The sequence below is a fragment of the Streptomyces cyaneochromogenes genome (genome assembly GCF_003963535.1).
In the GTDB taxonomy this organism is placed as follows: domain Bacteria; phylum Actinomycetota; class Actinomycetes; order Streptomycetales; family Streptomycetaceae; genus Streptomyces; species Streptomyces shaanxiensis.
The window spans coordinates 2610426-2628176 of record NZ_CP034539.1 but is presented as its reverse complement, the minus strand read 5'-3'; the positions used below and the strand labels follow the sequence as shown (position 1 = coordinate 2628176).

13 protein-coding genes are annotated in these 17751 nt (G+C 73.2%); 10 read left to right on the top strand and 3 right to left on the bottom strand.

What is annotated here, in order from left to right:
• Nucleotides 1-4: 4 nt before the first annotated feature.
• Entirely contained in the window at nucleotides 5-826 is an 822-nt protein-coding gene (locus EJ357_RS11680) for a class I SAM-dependent methyltransferase (RefSeq protein WP_126391290.1), read from the bottom strand.
• 380 nt (nucleotides 827-1206) lie between these two features.
• Between EJ357_RS11680 and rpsA the strand changes: the two genes are divergently transcribed.
• The 4 genes from rpsA (at nucleotide 1207) to EJ357_RS11660 (ending at nucleotide 5021) form a co-directional block, all read left to right on the top strand.
• The gene (gene rpsA, locus EJ357_RS11675; RefSeq protein ID WP_126391287.1) at nucleotides 1207-2703 is read left to right on the top strand and encodes a 30S ribosomal protein S1; all 1497 of its coding nucleotides are present in this window, start codon (nucleotides 1207-1209) and stop codon (nucleotides 2701-2703) included.
• Between the two features lie 235 nt (nucleotides 2704-2938).
• On the top strand, nucleotides 2939-3877 hold the full coding sequence (locus EJ357_RS11670; protein ID WP_126391285.1) for a PAC2 family protein: 939 nt from the start codon (nucleotides 2939-2941) through the stop codon (nucleotides 3875-3877).
• A 56-nt stretch (nucleotides 3878-3933) separates the two neighbouring features.
• Nucleotides 3934-4590 carry a dephospho-CoA kinase gene (gene coaE / locus EJ357_RS11665; protein WP_126391283.1) on the top strand — a complete coding sequence of 219 codons (657 nt, stop codon included), beginning with the start codon at nucleotides 3934-3936 and terminating at the stop codon, nucleotides 4588-4590.
• A gap of 50 nt (nucleotides 4591-4640) precedes the next feature.
• Nucleotides 4641-5021, top strand: a complete 381-nt coding sequence (locus EJ357_RS11660) for a tetratricopeptide repeat protein (RefSeq protein ID WP_126391281.1) — start codon at nucleotides 4641-4643, stop codon at nucleotides 5019-5021.
• Between the two features lie 42 nt (nucleotides 5022-5063).
• Here EJ357_RS11660 and EJ357_RS11655 read toward each other — a convergent pair whose 3' ends face one another.
• Nucleotides 5064-5390, bottom strand: a complete 327-nt coding sequence (locus EJ357_RS11655) for a DUF6343 family protein (protein ID WP_126391279.1) — start codon at nucleotides 5388-5390, stop codon at nucleotides 5064-5066.
• Nucleotides 5391-5433: 43 nt separating this feature from the next.
• Between EJ357_RS11655 and EJ357_RS11650 the strand changes: the two genes are divergently transcribed.
• Together EJ357_RS11650 and EJ357_RS11645 are read left to right on the top strand one after the other, a co-directional pair.
• Nucleotides 5434-6345, top strand: a complete 912-nt coding sequence (locus EJ357_RS11650) for an acyltransferase domain-containing protein (RefSeq protein WP_126391277.1) — start codon at nucleotides 5434-5436, stop codon at nucleotides 6343-6345.
• Between the two features lie 102 nt (nucleotides 6346-6447).
• Nucleotides 6448-6921, top strand: a complete 474-nt coding sequence (locus tag EJ357_RS11645) for a DoxX family protein (RefSeq protein ID WP_126391274.1) — start codon at nucleotides 6448-6450, stop codon at nucleotides 6919-6921.
• A gap of 63 nt (nucleotides 6922-6984) precedes the next feature.
• Here the strand turns inward: EJ357_RS11645 and EJ357_RS11640 are convergent, their stop codons facing one another.
• Nucleotides 6985-7536, bottom strand: a complete 552-nt coding sequence (locus EJ357_RS11640) for an RNA-binding S4 domain-containing protein (RefSeq protein WP_126391272.1) — start codon at nucleotides 7534-7536, stop codon at nucleotides 6985-6987.
• A gap of 64 nt (nucleotides 7537-7600) precedes the next feature.
• On the opposite strand from EJ357_RS11640, the gene EJ357_RS11635 reads away from it, so the two are divergent.
• The 4 genes from EJ357_RS11635 to EJ357_RS11620 all read left to right on the top strand — a co-directional run bounded on the left by EJ357_RS11635 (nucleotide 7601) and on the right by EJ357_RS11620 (nucleotide 17685).
• The gene (locus EJ357_RS11635) at nucleotides 7601-8320 is read left to right on the top strand and encodes a uracil-DNA glycosylase (protein WP_126391258.1); all 720 of its coding nucleotides are present in this window, start codon (nucleotides 7601-7603) and stop codon (nucleotides 8318-8320) included.
• A gap of 50 nt (nucleotides 8321-8370) precedes the next feature.
• Entirely contained in the window at nucleotides 8371-9345 is a 975-nt protein-coding gene (gene pip / locus EJ357_RS11630) for a prolyl aminopeptidase (protein ID WP_126391256.1), read from the top strand.
• Nucleotides 9346-9357: 12 nt separating this feature from the next.
• Nucleotides 9358-10023 (top strand): maltokinase N-terminal cap-like domain-containing protein, encoded by a 666-nt coding sequence (locus EJ357_RS11625; RefSeq protein ID WP_126391254.1) that lies wholly within the window; start codon nucleotides 9358-9360, stop codon nucleotides 10021-10023.
• A gap of 111 nt (nucleotides 10024-10134) precedes the next feature.
• Entirely contained in the window at nucleotides 10135-17685 is a 7551-nt protein-coding gene (locus EJ357_RS11620; protein ID WP_126391252.1) for a type I polyketide synthase, read from the top strand.
• The last annotated feature ends 66 nt before the right edge of the window (nucleotides 17686-17751 follow it).

The window sequence follows — 17751 nt, the reverse complement described above, 5'->3', positions numbered from 1 at the left end:
GCTCTCAGTCTCGTACGCACACGAAGATCGCCGTCCCCGGGATCAGATTCCCGCGCAGCGGCGACCAGCCGCCCCACTCCGAGGTGTTCCAGGCCGGCCACTGCGGCTCCACCAGGTCCACCAGCCGGAGGTCCGCCGCCACGATGTCCCGGACGCGGTCGCCGAGCGTCCGGTGGTGCTCGACGTAGACCGCGCTTCCCTGCTCGTCCTGTTCCACGTACGGCGTGCGGTCGAAGTACGAGGCCGAGACGGACAGCCCTTCCGGGCCCGGCTCGTCCGGGAACGCCCAGCGGATCGGGTGGGTCACGGAGAAGACGAAGCGTCCGCCCGGCCGCAACACCCGCCGCACCTCCCGCAGCACCAGCACCGGGTCGGCGACGAACGGAAGCGCGCCGTACGCCGAGCACGCCAGGTCGAAGGAGGCGTCGGCGAAGGGGAGGGCGCCGGCGTCGGCGCAGACCAGGGGGAACGCGCCGCCGATGCGCAGGGCGTGCTGGAGCTGGCGGTGGGAGATGTCCAGGGCGACGGGGCTTGCCCCCTGCGCGGCCAGCCAGCGCGAGCACTGGGCGGCGCCGGCGCCGATCTCCAGCACCTGCTTGCCCTTGAGGTCCTCCGGCGGGCCGAGCAGCTCGGCCTCCACCTCGTCCAGGCCCTCGGGGCCCCAGACGAAGCGGTCGTCGCCGAGGAACGTGCCGTGCTCGATCTGGTACTCGTCCGCATTGCGGTCCCACCAGCCCCGGTTGGCGCGGGAACTCTCCGCGACCCCGGACTCACGGCGGGTGGCCTCCGGTTCGAAACCGGACTCGGACGATGCGGGCTCTTGGATGATCGGCTCCCTCGTCGTACTCTTCCGTCACCTCCATGGCATCACCCATATGGCGGTGTCACGAAAGGGACGCCTTACGGCCAGCGTGGCCTCAGGAGACAGGTTTTGTGCCGGGTATGGGGCGATCCGCCCCGGGTGTGCGCCTTCGCGCATTGACCCTGCCCGGCTGCCCCCGTATGCTACAAGTTGCGCTGCGGGCCTGCGCACCTCAGACGTAGCAGGCTGCGCTCGCATCTGTTGTATGTCCCCTCGGTTTTCGAGGCGCCACCGGTTTCGACTGGTGTGGCGCTTCCTTGGCTGTCCGGCTTCTTCAGAGCGATACGGGCTCCCGGCGTAGCAGTACCTACGACTTCAATGTCCGTACCGGAGCCCTTTCCCACATGACGAGCAGCACCGAGACCACCGCCACCACCCCGCAGGTAGCGGTCAACGACATCGGTAACGAGGAAGCCTTCCTCGCCGCGATCGACGAGACGATCAAGTACTTCAACGACGGCGACATCGTCGACGGCGTCATCGTGAAGGTCGACCGGGACGAGGTCCTGCTCGACATCGGTTACAAGACCGAAGGCGTTATCCCGAGCCGCGAACTCTCCATCAAGCACGACGTCGACCCGAACGAGGTCGTCGCCGTGGGCGATGAGATCGAGGCCCTGGTCCTCCAGAAGGAGGACAAGGAAGGCCGCCTCATCCTGTCCAAGAAGCGCGCTCAGTACGAGCGTGCCTGGGGCACGATCGAGAAGATCAAGGAAGAGGACGGGATCGTCACCGGTACCGTCATCGAGGTCGTCAAGGGTGGTCTCATCCTCGACATCGGCCTCCGTGGCTTCCTCCCGGCCTCCCTGGTCGAGATGCGCCGCGTTCGCGACCTCCAGCCCTACGTGGGCAAGGAGCTCGAGGCGAAGATCATCGAGCTGGACAAGAACCGCAACAACGTGGTCCTGTCCCGCCGTGCCTGGCTGGAGCAGACCCAGTCCGAGGTCCGCCAGACGTTCCTCACCACCCTCCAGAAGGGTCAGGTCCGTTCCGGCGTCGTCTCCTCGATCGTCAACTTCGGTGCCTTCGTGGACCTGGGTGGCGTCGACGGTCTGGTCCACGTCTCCGAGCTGTCCTGGAAGCACATCGACCACCCGTCCGAGGTTGTCGAGGTCGGCCAGGAAGTCACCGTCGAGGTCCTCGACGTCGACATGGACCGCGAGCGTGTCTCCCTGTCGCTGAAGGCGACCCAGGAAGACCCGTGGCAGCAGTTCGCCCGGACCCACCAGATCGGTCAGGTCGTCCCGGGTAAGGTCACCAAGCTGGTTCCGTTCGGTGCGTTCGTCCGCGTGGACGAGGGCATCGAGGGTCTGGTCCACATCTCCGAGCTGGCCGAGCGCCACGTGGAGATCCCGGAGCAGGTCGTCCAGGTCAACGACGAGATCTTCGTCAAGGTCATCGACATCGACCTCGAGCGTCGTCGCATCAGCCTCTCGCTGAAGCAGGCCAACGAGGCCTTCGGTGCCGACCCGGCCACGGTCGAGTTCGACCCGACCCTGTACGGCATGGCTGCCTCGTACGACGACCAGGGCAACTACATCTACCCCGAGGGCTTCGACCCCGAGACCAACGACTGGCTCGAGGGCTACGAGACCCAGCGCGAGGCGTGGGAGCACCAGTACGCCGAGGCGCAGCAGCGCTTCGAGCAGCACCAGCAGCAGGTCATCAAGAGCCGCGAGGCCGACGCTGCCGCTGCCGCCGAGGGTGGCGACGCCGCGGGTGCGGCTCCGGCCGCTTCCGGTGGCTCGTACTCCTCCGAGGGCCCGGACAACTCCGGCGCGCTGGCCTCGGACGAGGCGCTTGCCGCTCTGCGCGAGAAGCTGGCGGGCGGCCAGAGCTGAACGCTGGCTCGCTGAGGCTTAGCAGTTGACTGAGGGGCCGTACCTTTCGGGGTGCGGTCCCTCAGGCGTTTGTGGGGGTTGAGTTTCGGCTGCCGGCCTGTGGGGGCTGGTCGCGCAGTTCCCCGCGCCCCTGAGGGGGTTGTCCGGCCCGGCAAGATCAAGAGCCCGTCCTTCTCGGGAATGCCCACGCCCGTAAGGGCGTTGTGACGTACGGACACGAGGAGGAGCGGTCACAGTGCTTGATCCGCAGGGTTTGTACGCATGGGAGCCGAAGGGGCTGGCTGTCGTCGACATGGCGCTTGCCCAGGAGTCGGCCGGGTTGGTCATGCTCTACCACTTCGACGGATACATCGACGCGGGCGAGACCGGCGACCAGATCGTCGACCGGCTCCTCGACTCGCTGCCCCACCAGGTCGTCGCCCGCTTCGACCACGACCGGCTGGTGGACTACCGGGCCCGCCGACCGCTGCTGACGTTCAAGCGCGACCGCTGGAGCGACTACGAGGACCCCGCCATCGAGGTCCGGCTCGTGCAGGACGCCACCGGCGCGCCCTTCCTGCTGCTGTCCGGGCCCGAGCCGGACGTGGAGTGGGAGCGCTTCGCCGCGGCCGTCAAGGAGATCGTCGAGCGGCTCGGGGTGCGTCTGTCGGTGAACTTCCACGGCATCCCCATGGGCGTCCCGCACACCCGCCCGGTCGGCCTCACCCCGCACGGCAACCGCACCGACCTCGTCCCGGGCCACCGCAGCCCCTTCGACGAGGCGCAGGTGCCCGGCAGCGCCGAGTCCCTGATCGAGTACCGGCTGATGGAGGCCGGGCACGACGTCCTGGGCATCGCCGCGCACGTCCCGCACTACATCGCCCGCTCCTCGTACCCGGACGCGGCGCTGACCATCCTGGAGGCCCTCACCGCGGCCACCGGACTCGTGCTGCCCGGCGTCGCGCACTCCCTGCGCACGGAGGCCCACCGCACGCAGAACGAGATCGACCGGCAGATCCGCGAGGGCGACGACGAGCTCACCAACCTCGTCGAGGGACTGGAGCACCAGTACGACGCCGTCGCCGGCGCCGAGACCCGCGGCAACATGCTCGCCGAGCCGGTGGACATCCCGTCGGCGGACGAGATCGGCCAGGAGTTCGAGCGGTTCCTGGCGGAGCGCGAGGGCGACAACTGAGGGCCGACCGGGCCTGCCGGGTGTTGATGTCGGCGGCAGGCCCTAAGCTGCCGGTCATGTTGAAGGTGGGCCTGACCGGCGGCATCGGTGCCGGCAAGAGCGAGGTGTCGCGGCTGCTCGTCGAGTGCGGGGCCGTGCTGATCGACGCGGACCGTATCGCGCGCGAGGTCGTCGCGCCCGGTACCCCCGGTCTCGCCGCCGTCGTCGAGGCCTTCGGCGAGGAGGTGCTCGCCGGGGACGGCAGTCTGGACCGGCCCAAGCTGGGGTCGATCGTCTTCGCCGCCCCCGACAGGCTCGCCGTACTGAACTCGATCGTGCACCCCCTCGTCGGCGCCCGCTCGCGCGAACTCGAAGAGGGCGCCGCGAAGGACTCCGTCGTCGTCCACGACGTGCCGCTCCTCGCGGAGAACGGCCTCGCGCCGCTGTACGACGTCGTGGTCGTCGTCGACGCCAGTCCCGAGACCCAGCTCGACCGGCTGGTCCGGCTGCGCGGTATGACCGAGGAGGACGCCCGCGCGCGTATGGCCGCGCAGGCGACGCGTGAGAAGCGGCTGGAGATCGCGGACGTCGTCATCGACAACGACGTACCGCTGGAGGTGCTCCAGCGGCGTGTGAAGGACGTGTGGGACGAGCTCGTGCGCCGGGCCCACGGGGACCGGCGCGAGTCCCAGGAGTCACAGGGGAGTCCCCAGCCCCGGTCGCCGCAGGAATAGCGGTGCGCGGGTCGCGCGTTGAACTCCTCCAGCGAGGGAAGGACTCTGCCGTGCCCGAGACCAGCGGTTCGACCGGACGTACTCCGGAGACGCATGTCATCGACTTCCGCGCCGCCGAGCAACTGCTCGCCGCGCGGGACCCGCGGGGCGCGGTGAAGCTGCTCGACGAGGTCGTCGCCGTGCACCCGGAGAACACCGCCGCCCGGCTGCTGCGTGCGCGTGCCTTCTTCGCCGCAGCCCAACTCCGGCCCGCCGAGCTGGAGTTCACGATCGTCCTGGAGCGCGAGCCGGACAACGCGTTCGCGCACTTCGCGCTCGCCCGCACCTACGAGCGCCAGGGCAGAGCCGACCAGGCCAAGCGGCACTTCCGGCTGGCCGCCGCGCTCGATCCGAACCCGGAGTACCTCAAGGCGGCACGGTTCGACGGGTGAGCGCCGACGCGACCGAGCGGAGGTGACGGCTCTGCGGTGCGGCTAGGGGTAGCGGTTCGGCGGTGGCCGGTGCCGGCGGTCCTCTCGCGGGCGGTACGGGCGGTCCTCTGGTGGGCGATACGGCGGTATGTCGCGGCCCGGCTGGTAGTGCGGGCCCTGGCGGATGTGTCTGAGGACCATGGCCATGTCGACGGTGATCACCAGCCACAGCGCCCCGCAGGCCACCGCCCAGCCGGGGCGGCCCGCGAGCGCGAACGCGACGGTGCCGAAGACCGCCCAGACCACGCCCCACACGCACAGCCAGAAGCGGGCCCGCAGTGCACTGCGCGCTGTCGTCGGCTCACTGCCCGTACGCATCGGGATCACCACTCCTCCTTGAAACGTACTCCTCGTTCTCCTCACAGGGGGCTCCGTGCTGCCGGACACCGATGAACTGGCCGAGGTGCTCCTCGACCTCCAGATACCGCACGAGGACATCAACGACCTCGTGCGGATGGCCCGACGGGTGACGGACGACCCGGAGCTGCGGCAGTTCCTGGAACGGTCCGTCGACGAGCTCGTCCGGACCGTGGGGGAGGTCGGCCGCCCGGTCGACCTGCCCGACCTGGACTGGCCCTCGGGCCCTTTGCAGCGCTGCTTCCCCGTGTACGTGTTCGTCGCCGCGCTGCCCGCCACGCGCGCGTACCACCGCGAGCGCGGCATCCCGGCCGACGTCTCCCGGCGCACCCTCGCCGACCTCGGGCGGAACATGGCCGTGCACCGCCGGCGGTACGGGCGGGCCGGCGTGCAGGCTCCCTGGTGGCTCGTCCACCACTTCCGCGGCGCGCTGTACCAGCTGGGGCGGCTGCAGTTCGAGCGGGCGCGGCTCGGGGCGCGGACGGGGGCCGGGCTCGCGGCGGCCGGGGTCGGCGTGGGCCCGGACTCGCCCTGCCTCAACCTGCACATCCCCGACTTCCACGGGCCGCTGACGCCGGCCGCCGTCGACCGGTCCCTGACGCTCGCCCGGGAGTTCTTCGCGGCGTACTTTCCCGAGGCGCGCTACCGGGTGGTGACCTGCCACTCCTGGCTGCTGGACACACAGCTCAGGAAGTACCTGCCCGAGGACTCCAACATCGTCCGGTTCCAGGAGCGCTTCCGCATCGCCCGCGCGGAGCCGGAGCCGTCCGACACCGAGCCGGTCCAGTTCGTCTTCGGCGACCCGGAGTTGCCGGTCGAGGGACTGCCGCGTCGCACCGCGGTGGAACGGGCGGTCGGGGACCATCTGCGGGCGGGCGGTCACTGGTATGTCGGGCACGGATGGCTGCCGTTGGACGGGAGCGTCTGAACTTCCTTCGCAATGTCGTTGGTACGGCGATGAGTTCCGGCGCGACCCCCGGTCTACCTCTGTGACAGCACCACGGACCACCGCTTCACACAGGAGAACCCCATGTCCGAGACCGCCGCTTCCGCTGCCTCCGTCCCCACCGCCGCCTCCGCCGGCTCCGGCACGGTCATCGCCGAGTCCGCGACGCCGCGCGGCCGCCGGGCCCGCCTCGCCCTGCGCGGCCTGCAGATACTGCTCGCCCTCTTCTACGCGATCGCGAGCGCGCTGCCCAAGCTGATCGCTCACCCCTCGGCCGCCGAGGGCTTCGAGGAGCTCGGCTGGGGAAGCGCGGGGATGTACACCATCGGCGCACTCGAACTGGCCGGTGCCGTCGCGCTGTTGATCCCGGTGCTGCAGTCGGTGGCGGCGATGGCGCTCAGCGCGCTGATGGTGGGCGCGTTCGTCGTGACGATCACCGCGTTCGACGGCGAGAACGCGGCGACACCGCTCATCCTGATCGTGCCGCTGGCCCTGATCGCCTGGGCCCGACGCAGCTCCAACGCGGATCTGCTGCGGCTGGTGCGGCGACGCGCGTGACCCGACGCCGTCGGTGGCGTCCGGCCCGGGCCTTCTCGGCCTGCCGGACGCCACCGCCGTATGTCACTGTCCGCGCGGCTGTCCCGCTGCTCCGCCCATGAGCCCGCGCAGCCGTTCCAGCTCGCGGCGGTCCCGCTTGGTCGGCCGGCCCGTGCCGCGGTCGCGGATGCCGGCCGGGGCGACGGCCTCGCGCGGCGGCGGAGGGGGCGAGTTGTCGACGAAGCACTGTGCCGCCACCGGTGCGCCGACCCGCTTGCGGATGAGCCGCTTGACCACGACGACCCGTTCCCGGTTCTCCTGGCGCAGGCGCACCTCGTCGCCGACGCGCACGGAGTGGGAGGGCTTCACGTTCTGGCCGTTCACACGCACGTGCCCGCCCTTGCAGGCGGTGGCGCCCATGGAACGGGTCTTGACCAGGCGTACGGCCCAGATCCAGCTGTCGATCCGCACGCTCTCGCCGTTCTGCGGACCGGCTGCCTCGGCGGCGGCCACGGCGGCGGCGATCTTCGGGTCGACGGCCTGCTCGGCCTTCCCCGCGTCCGACCACTGATCCGCGTCCGGCCGCTGTCCCTCGACCGCGCTGCCGGTCTTCGCCTCGTCATCCTCGGAAGCCATGCCTCGACCTTAGTCCCCGCGCGGACGTTCCTGTACGGGGCCGAGGCGGCCGTACGGTGGAGTCGTGGACGCCCTCGCTGATCTCGACCGTCGGATCGCGGGCTGCCGGGCCTGCCCGCGTCTGGTCGACTGGCGTGCGGAGGTGGCCCGCACCAAGCGCGCGGCCTTCGCCGACCAGACGTACTGGGGCCGGCCGGTACCGGGCTTCGGGCCGCCCGACGCCCGGCTGCTGATCGTGGGGCTCGCCCCGGCCGCGCACGGCGGCAACCGCACCGGCCGGATGTTCACCGGGGACCGCTCCGGGGACGTGCTGTACCAGGCGCTGTACGACGTGGGCCTCGCCTCGCAGCCCACGTCGGTGGCCGTCGACGACGGGCTGGAGCTGCACGGCGTCCGCGTCACCGCCCCCGTGCACTGCGCCCCGCCCGCCAACAAGCCCACACCGGGCGAGCGGGAGACCTGCCGGCCCTGGCTCGTGCAGGAGCTGCGGCTGCTGCGGCCGACGCTGCGGGCGGTCGTCCTCCTGGGCGCCTTCGGCTGGCAGGCGACGCTGCCCGCGCTGGTGGAGGCGGGGTGGGAGGTGCCCCGGCCGCGGCCGGCGTTCGCGCACGGGGCGCGGTTCGCGGTCGACGGGCACGGTGACGTCGGCGGGCTCGAACTCTTCGGGTGCTTCCATGTCAGCCAGCGCAACACCTTCACCGGCAGGCTCACGCCCGCGATGCTGCGGGAGGTGCTGGGTGCGGCGGCGGAGGTGGCCGGACCGGGCGGCGGCGGCCGGTCGTAATCGGTCGTAAATGAGGCGACCGGGCGGTCGTACGGCGTTACGGTGCGCGGATGGGCCTCTATCCGGAGATCGAACCGTACGACCACGGCATGCTCGACGTCGGCGACGGCAACCACGTGTACTGGGAGACCTGCGGAAACCCTCACGGCAAACCCGCGCTGGTGCTGCACGGCGGGCCGGGCAGCGGCAGCAACCCCTGGTTCCGGCGGCTGTTCGACCCCGAGGCGTACCGTGTCGTGCTGCTCGACCAGCGCGGGTGCGCGCGTTCGACGCCGCACGCGAGCGCGTACGAGACGGACATGAGCGTCAACACCACGACGCATGTGATGGCCGACCTGGAGCTGCTGCGGCGGCACCTCGGGATCGAGCGGTGGCTGGTGTGGGGCGTCTCGTGGGGGTCCGTGCTGGGGCTGCGGTACGCCCAGACGCATCCGGGAGTCGTGTCCGAACTCGTCCTCACCGGGGTGGCCACGGGCTCCGCCGCCGAAGTCGCCCTGCTGACCAGGGGACTCGGTCAGTACTTCCCCGACGCGTTCGAGCGGTTCCTCGACGAGGTGCCCGAGGACGAGCGCGCGGGGAACCTCGCGGCCGCGTACAACCGGCTGATCGAGTCACCCGATCCTGGGACACGGGCGCGGGCGGCGCGGGCATGGACCGACTGGGAGACCGCCATCGCCGCCGCCCCGCCGCGTTCCGTCCCGCGCTACGAGGACCCGGTGTTCCGCATGGGCTTCGCCCGCACCGTGACGCACTACTGGGGCAACGACCACTTCCTCGGGGACGGCAACGCAGAGGGCGTCGTCCTGCGGGACGCGCCCCTGCTCAAGGGCATCCCGGGCACCCTCGTCCAGGGCAGCCTCGACCCCGGCAACCTCCTCGGCATCGTCTGGCGCCTCCACCACGCCTGGCCCGGCAGCGAGTTGGTCGTCATCGACGACGTGGGGCACAACGCCGGGGCGCCGGGCACGGCCGAGGCGCTGGTGGCGGCCACGGACAAGTACGCGCACGTTCAGGAAGACCTCTAGGGAGACCGTCGGATGGCTGTCATTCACCGCACCACCCTCAAGCCGACCAAGCTGGAACTGCTCGCCTCCTGGCTGCCCACCCGCCCCTGGTACGAAGGCGGCCCGGGCGAACCGGAGTTGACCAAGGCGGGCGGCTTCCGGCTGGACGACCCGGAGGGCGAGGTGGGGATCGAGTTCATGGTGGCCACCGATGCCTCCGGCGCGGTCCCCACCGCCTACCTGGTGCCGCTCAGCTACCGTGGGGCACCGCTCGACGGGGCGGAGCACGCCCTCGTCGGCACCATGGAACACGGAGTGCTGGGCAAGCGCTGGGCCTACGACGGCTGCCACGACCCGGTGCTGACCGCCCAGTTGCTGGCCCTGCTGGAGGGGCGGGTCCAGGCCCAGGCCCAGAGCATCAGTGACACGCCCGACCGGGAGGTCACCCGGTCCTGCACCGGTGACGGTCTCCCCGCCGCCTTCGTCCCCACGGCCACCGACGATCAGGACGGCACCGAGCTCCCCCTCCCGGACGGCACCACCCTCCGCCTCCACCGGGTCCTGCGTCCCGCGACCCCGGACGCCCCGCCCGTCCCTCCCCAGGGCACGACCGGGCACGTCGCGGGTGCCTGGGACCTGCCGGACGGCAGCCGGGCCCGGGCGCTGTTCGTCACCCTGCACCCCGGCCCCCGGGCCTGACAGCCCTCCACTCGGGCGCCGACGTCCCCGTATGGCGTCGTCGGCAGTAACCGTGGGCGGGCCCGGAGAGTTGTCGGCGGCGTGCCCCAGGCGAATGACCACGATCGTCCGATGTCCGCTGTCTCCGCTGCCCCCGCCACTTCGGACGTCTCCGTCGACAACCCCGTACCCCTCGCCCGTGACGGAGACGTCGCGGTCGTGGGCGTGGGGGTCCGGCTGCCCGGTGGGATCCGGACGCTCGACGGGCTGTGGGAGGCGCTGACCGAGGGCCGGGACCTGGTCGGGGAGGTGCCGGGCGACCGGTTCGACGTGGCGCGGTTCGTGTCGGCCGACGGACGTGCGCACTCCGGCCGCACCTACACCGCCGCGGGCGGCTTCCTGGACGACGTGGCCTCCTTCGACGCGGAGTTCTTCGGTATCTCGCCGAAGGAGGCCTCCCGGCTGGACCCGCAGCAGCGGCTGCTCCTGGAGTGCGCCGTCGAGGCGTTCGGTGACGCGGGCATCGACCCGGCGGCGCTGGCCGGCGGCGACGCGGCGGTGATCGTGGGCGTGTCGTCGCACGGGTACGGCGATCTGCAGCAGCGGCGGCCGCGCACGATGAACGCGTACACCATGAGCGGCACGGCGTCCTGCAACACCGCGAACCGGGTCTCGTACGTCTTCGATCTGCGTGGCGCGTCGTTCGCGGTCGACACGGCGTGCTCGTCGACGCTGACCGCCGTGCACCAGGCGTGCCAGGAGGTGCGGTCCGGGCGCAGCGCGCTCGCGCTCACCGGGGGTGTGAGTGTGCTGCTCAACCCGGGGGAGAGCGTCGGGTTCGCGCAGGCGTCGATGCTCTCGCCGTCCGGGCGGTGCCGGCCCTTCTCCGAGCGCGCGGACGGCTATGTGCGCTCCGAGGGCGCCGGTGTGCTCGTGCTCAAGCCGCTGACCGCGGCGTTGGCGGACGGCGACCGCGTCCACGGGGTGATCCTCGGCAGCGGCGTCAACGCGGACGGCCGTACCGCCGGGCTGGCGCTGCCGAGCGCGCGCAGCCAGGCCGCGCTGCTGGCGCGGGTGTACGCCGAGGCGGGCGTCGGCGCGGACGAGGTGGGGTACGTCGAGGCGCACGGCACCGGCACCCAGGCCGGCGACCCGGTGGAGTGCGCGGCGCTGGGCGAGGTGCTCGGGCGGCGCCGTACGTCGGGTGTGCCGCTGCCGATCGGCTCGGTGAAGTCGAACCTGGGGCACCTGGAGGCGGCGGCCGGTGTGCCCGGGCTGCTCAAGGCGCTGCTGGTGCTGCGGGAGCGGCGGATTCCCGCGACGCTGCACACGGTTCCGCCGAGTTCGCGGATCGACTTCGCCCGGCTGGGGCTGGAGCCGGTGGCCGAGGCGTGCCTGGTGCCGGGGGAGCGGCCGGTGGCCGGGGTGAACTCCTTCGGGTTCGGTGGGGCCAACGCCCATGTGGTGCTGGGGGCCGCCCCGGACGCGGACGACCCGCGGCGCCCCGGCCGGGACGGCGCGTTCCCGCTCGTCCTGTCCGCCCGCACCCCGCAGGCTCTGGAGGCCGCCGCCGTCCGGTGGGCCGAGCATCTGGAGGGGCTGGCCCCGGATGCCTTCCACGACACCGCGTACACGGCATGCCGTCGTCAGGCCCGGTACGAGCAGCGCGTCGCGCTGCTGGCCGAGGACCCGTCGGCGGCGGCGCGGGCGCTGCGGCGGGTGGCGCGGGGCGAGCCCGCGCCGGGTGCGGCTCGCGGGGTGGGCGTGGAGCGGGGCCGTATCGCACTCGTCTTCAGTGGAAACGGCTCCCAGTGGGCCGGGATGGGGGCCGAACTCCTCGGCGCGGACGGCGACTTCACCGCCGAGGTCGACGCGGTCGACGAGGTGTTGCGTCCCCTGCTCGGCTGGTCCGTCCGGGAGGAGATGGCCGCGCCGCGCGGACCGGAGGTGTGGCAGCGCACCGAGATCGCCCAGCCGATGCTGTTCGCCCTGCAGGCCGGGCTGGTCGCGGCCCTCACCGCGCGCGGTTTCACGCCCGCCGCGGTCTGCGGGCACAGCGTGGGCGAGGTCGCGGCCGCCTACTGCGCGGGAGCCCTGGACCGCGGGGCCGCCTGCCGGGTGATCGCCGCGCGCAGCCGGGCCCAGGGCGGCACCGCAGGGTGCGGGCGGATGGCGGCCGTCGGGCTCGGCTCCTCGGAGGCCGAGAAGCTGATCGCCGAGACCGGGCAGGCGGAGCGGCTGGTCGTCGCCGGGGTCAACAGCGCGCGGGACGTGACCGTCGCGGGGGACGCCGAGGCGCTCGCCGGGCTCGGCGAAGTGCTGGGCGAACGGGGCGTGTTCTTCCGCGACCTCGGACTGGACCACGCCTTCCACAGTCCGGCGATGGACGCGTTGTGCGGGCCGCTCGCGACCGCGCTGTCGGGGCTGCCCGCGCGTCCCGCCCGGATCCCGTTGGCCTCCACGGTAACCGGCCGGCTCAGCGGCGGCGCGGCCCTCGACGCCGACTACTGGTGGCGCAACGTGCGCGCACCCGTACGGTTCGCCGAGGCTGTGGACGCGCTCGTCGGCGAGGCCGGCTGCGACGTCCTGGTGGAGATCGGCCCGCACCCGGTGCTCGGCGCGTATCTGCGGCGTGGCACGGCGGATGCCGGACGGCCCGTCGCCGTGATCCCCACGCTCACCCGCACCGCCGCCGGCCCCGGCGCGCTCGACTCCGCCGTGGCACAGCTGCTGGCGTGCGGAGCCGAGACGGACTGGAGCGTTCCGTTCCCGCAGCCCGGGCGCGTGGTCGACGTGCCCGCCTACCCGTGGCAGCGCGAACGGCACTGGAACGGCGGTCCCGGCTGGTGGGAGGAGACCGCGGCCGAGGAGGACGGCGAGTCGGCGCGGCCGCCCCACGCTTTGCTGGGCGTACGGCAGCCGGGGGCGCGGCCCGCCTGGTGGCAGGAGCTCTCCCGTGCAGCGCCGGTCTGGTCGGCCGATCACCTGGTGGGCGAGACCGTGGTCGTACCGGCGGCCGGGTACGCGGACATGGCCCTGACCCTCGGGCAGGCCGTGCACGACGCGCCCGTCGAGGTGCTCGGGCTGTCGATCAGCCGTGCGCTGAGCCTGCCGGGCGACGACGAGGACCGGGCCGTGTCGGTCCACACCGTGCTGGAACGCGACGGTGCCTTCACCGTCTCCGGCCGGGACGGGAGCGGCGGTGCGTGGACCGAGCACGCGCGCGGCAGAGTGCGCAGGCTGCTGCGCGCGTGCCCGCCCGGCTCCGACCCGAACGCACTGCGCAGCCGACTGCCCCGCGAGCTGAGCGCGGCCGACCACTACGCCCTGTGCGCCCGCGCCGGACTGCCCTACGGTCCGGCGTTCCGCACCCTGACCGGTCTGCGTGTCGACGCCGGAGACGGACGTGAGGTGCTCGCCTGCTACGCCGCCACCGTCGACCTCGCCGACGCCCCCGTCGCCCACCCGACCCTGCTCGACGGCGCGCTCCAGGCGGGCCTCCCGCTGCTCACGCCGCTGTTCGCGCCCGCCACCGACCGGCAGCCGGCCCTCCCCGACCGGAAACCGGCCGCCCTCGACGCCGCCCCGGCCGCCTACCTGCCCGTCGGCATCGACACCCTGCGCTGCTGGCAGCCACTGCCCCGCACCGGCCTGATCCATGTGCGCCTGCGCGCCCGCACCGCCCGCGAGGCCCTCTGGGATCTGACCGTCATGGCCGACGACGGCACCGTCGCCCTGGAAGCGCTCGGCTGCCGACTGCGCCGTTTCGACGCGACGCACACCCCGGCGCCCCAGCAACTGGCCGAGGTCCTGCGCGCCGCCCCGCTGCCCACGAGTCCCTCCGCCCCGTCGCCCTGGCCCACACCGGCGGACACCCTGGCCGCCTGCACGGACGCGCTGGCACGGGCCGCCCGCGGTTGGCGGAACCACCCGTACGACCGCGCCCGCGCCCACGGCCTGCGCCTGAACGCGCACCTGACCGTGGCGGCCGTACGCGAACTCCTCCCGGACACAAGGGAGTTCAGCCTGGACGACCTGATCGCGGCCGGGGTGCTGCCCCGGCATCGCAGGCTGCTGACCGCCCTGTTCGAGCAGGCGGCCCGGGAGGGCGTGCTGACCGGGAGCCAGGAGGGCGGGCGGTGGCGGGTGGCCGAGGAACCGCAGCCGCACCGGCTGTTCCGGGAGGTGCTGCTGGCCTTCCCGGCCGAGGCGGCCGCCGCCCACGCCTACGGCGTCTGCGGGCTGCACCTCGCGGACGTGCTGCGCGGGCGTACCGACCCGCTCACCCTGCTGTTCGCCGAGCCCGACGCCCTCGCCGCGCGCTTCTACGACAGCACGCCCGTCATGCACCACCACTACCGCACCGCCCGGCTCCTGCTGGAGGCGGCCGTCGCGGCCTGGCCCGAGGAACGGCCGCTGCGGGTGCTGGAGGTCGGCGCCGGAACCGGCGGGCTGACGGCCGCGCTCCTGCCGTGTCTGCCGCCCGACCGCACGCACTACACCTACAGCGACGTGTCCTCGGCCTTCTTCCCGGCGGCCCAGGAGCGCTTCGCCGACCACGACTTCGTCCACCACCGCTGCCTCGACCTCGACGCCGATCCCGCCGCCCAGGGCTTCACCCCCGCCTCGTACGACCTCGTCGTCGCCGCGAACGTGCTGCACGCCACGCGGGATCTGCGGCGCACCCTGCACCGGATCGGCGACCTGCTGGCCGACGGTGGCCAACTGCTCGCGATCGAGAGCCACGACCCGGCCGCGCTCACGCCGGTCTTCGGGTTGCTGGACTCCTACTGGAGTGCCGAGGACACCGAACTGCGGCCCGGCGGGCCGCTGTTGGCGCGCGACCGATGGCCCGGGCTGCTGCGTGCGTGCGGATACACCGGCACCGTGCAGCCCGGCGACGCCACCCAGCCCGCGTACGACGACCACTCCGTCATCCTCACCACTCGAGGCCCCCGCCCCACGCCCGCCACCGCGTCGCCCGGCCCGGGTCCCGGACGCCCGCCCGCGGTGGCCGACCTGACCGGCGGGCCGCTCGCCGTTGCGGCCGCCGCGGCCCTCGGCGGCGGCGCGCGGCCCGCGAGCGAGAGCCCGCGGCGGTGGGCCGAACTCCTCGCGGACACGGACGACGTGGTCCTGCTGGCCGACGCAGACGCTCTGCGTGCCGCGGCCAACGGCGCCGAGGCGGGCACCGAATCCGCCACCGAGATCGCCGTACGCCACTGCGCCGTGCTGCGGGCCCTCGCGACCGCCACCCGGCAGGTGACCGAGGACCGTGCCATCACCGTCTGGCTCGTCGTGTGCGGAGCCCTGGACATCCCGCCGTCCGCCGCCGCGGCCGTGTGGGGAGCGGCCCGCAGCCTGGCCAACGAGCAGCCCAGGCTGACCGTCCGGCGCATCGCCCTGGCAGCCGGGGCCGAGGACAGGCTCGCCGAGGAGATGGCGGTCCGCCCGGCCGACGACGAGGTGCTGCTGCGGCGGGAGGGGCGGTTCGTGACGCGGCTGCGTCCCTACGCGCCGCGTCCGGTGACGGCTCCGACAGCGGGTGAGTACGCCTCGTACACGCTGACCCTGGACGAGCCCGGGCTGCGCTACCGGCTCGGCTGGCGGCCCGCCTGTACGCCCCGACCGAAGGACGGCGAGATCGTCGTCGAGGTCGCGGCCGCCGCGCTCAACTACCACGACGTCATGGCCGTCACCGGCCTCGTACGGCCGCCTCAGGCGCCGCCCGGGCTGGACGCCGAACCGATCGGGCTGGAGTGCGCCGGCACGGTCGTCGCCGTGGGGGCCGGTGTGGAGCGCGTCGCCGTCGGCGACCGGGTGGCCTGTCCGACCCTCGGCTGCTACGGCTCGCACGTGCGCGTCCGTGCCGACCGGGTGATGCCGGTGCCGGACGGCATGGACTTCACCGAGGCCGCCACGCTGCCCACCGTCTTCCTGACCGTCCAGCACGCCCTGGACCACCAGGCCCGCCTGCGCTGCGGCGAGACCGTGCTCGTGCACGGCGCGGCCGGAGGCGTGGGCCTCGCCGCCCTCCAGTACGCCCGGCACGTCGGCGCCCGGGTCATCGCCACCGCCGGCACCCCCGGCAAGCGTGACCTGCTGCGGCTGCTCGGCGTCGAGCACGTCCTCGACTCGCGCACCCTGCGTTTCGCCGACGAGGTCGACGCGATCACCGAGGGCCGGGGCGTGGACGTCGTCCTCAACTCCCTGGCGGGCGAGGCCATGGAGCGCGGCCTGCGGGTGCTGGCACCGCACGGGCGGTTCGTGGAGCTCGGCAAGCGCGACTTCTTCGCCGACAACTCCCTGGCCCTGGCGCCCTTCCGCCACAATCTCTCCTTCCACGGGGTGGACGTGGCCGCCCTGCTCACCGAGGACTCCCCGGCGTCCGACGCCCATCTGACCGAGATCACCCGGGCCGTCCACGCGGGCGACTACCGGCCGCCCGCCCATCGCGTCCACCCCGCCGCCAGGATCCGCGAGGCGTTCGCCGCCCTGCAGCACTCCCGGCACATCGGCAAGGTCGTCATCACCTTCGACCCCGCCGAACCCGTGCCGGTCCGCCCCGCGCCCACCCCTGTCGTCCTGGACCCGGAGGCGAGTTACCTGGTCACCGGCGGCCTCGGCGGCTTCGGCGCCGCCACCGCCCGCCATCTGGCCGCCCGCGGGGCCCGCCACCTGATCCTGGTCGGCCGACGCGGCGCGGACACGCCCGGCGCCGCCGAGCTGACCGCCGACCTCGCCGCGCTCGGCGTGCGGGTGAGCGCGTACGCCGCCGACGCGGCCGACCGGGACGCCATGCGCCGTGTCCTCGACGACCTCGATGTCCCCGATGACCTCGGCGATCTCGGCACCGAGCGGCGACGCCTCGCCGGGGTCGTCCATGCCGCGATGGTGCTCGACGACGCTCCGCTGCACGAACTGGACGACGCACGCGTACGGGCCGTCCTCGCCCCCAAGGTGACGGCCGGCCAGGTGCTGGACGAGCTGACGCGGGACCGCCCGCTCGACTTCTTCGTCGTCTACAGCTCGGGCGCCGCCGTCGCCGGCAACCTCGCGCAGTCCTCGTACGCGGCGGCCAACCTCGCCCTCGAAGCCGTCGTCCGCGACCGGCGCCGGGCCGGACTGCCCGGACTCGCGGTGCAGTGGGGCGCGATCGCCGAAGCGGGCTATGTGCATCGCAGCGGACGCGGCGACGAGATGACGGCGCTGGGCCTGGGCGGACTCGCCACCGCCGAGGCGTTCGCCGTCCTCGACCGGCTCCTCGCGGACCCCGACGCCACCGCGATCGCCGTGGGCCACTTCGACTGGGGGCGACTGCACCGGTTCCTGCACAACCTCGCCGCACCACGTACGGCCGCGCTGCTGCCTCCGGCCGAGCACACGGACGGCGCGGACCGGCTGCGGCAGGCGCTGGAGCGGGCCGAGCCCGACGACGCGGCCGTACTCGTCGAGGACGTCCTGGCCGACCTCCTCGCCCAGGTCCTGCAGACCACGCCCGACCACATCGACCGGACCCGGCGGCTGGACCAGCTGGGCGTGGACTCCCTGCTGGCCGCCGAACTCGCCACCCTGCTGCGGCAGCGGCTCGGCTGCGAACTGCCCACCGTGGAACTCGCCGGCACACCGAACCTCAGCGCCCTAGCCCGCCGCGTGCTGAGCGCTCTGCCGGGACCAGGGTGAGGAACCCGCGGGCCGGTGGGCGCCGCACCTCCGACACGGCCCCGCGCCCCTTACGGGGCGCTGTCC

Coding starts and splice junctions, on each gene's coding strand:
- EJ357_RS11640 (WP_126391272.1), bottom strand. CDS start 7,536: ATGGCTTCCGAGGATGACGAGGCGAAGACCGGCAGCGCGGTCGAGGGA.
- EJ357_RS11625 (WP_126391254.1), top strand. CDS start 9,358: ATGGCTGTCATTCACCGCACCACCCTCAAGCCGACCAAGCTGGAACTG.
- rpsA (WP_126391287.1), top strand. CDS start 1,207: ATGACGAGCAGCACCGAGACCACCGCCACCACCCCGCAGGTAGCGGTC.
- coaE (WP_126391283.1), top strand. CDS start 3,934: ATGTTGAAGGTGGGCCTGACCGGCGGCATCGGTGCCGGCAAGAGCGAG.
- EJ357_RS11645 (WP_126391274.1), top strand. CDS start 6,448: ATGTCCGAGACCGCCGCTTCCGCTGCCTCCGTCCCCACCGCCGCCTCC.
- EJ357_RS11620 (WP_126391252.1), top strand. CDS start 10,135: ATGTCCGCTGTCTCCGCTGCCCCCGCCACTTCGGACGTCTCCGTCGAC.
- pip (WP_126391256.1), top strand. CDS start 8,371: ATGGGCCTCTATCCGGAGATCGAACCGTACGACCACGGCATGCTCGAC.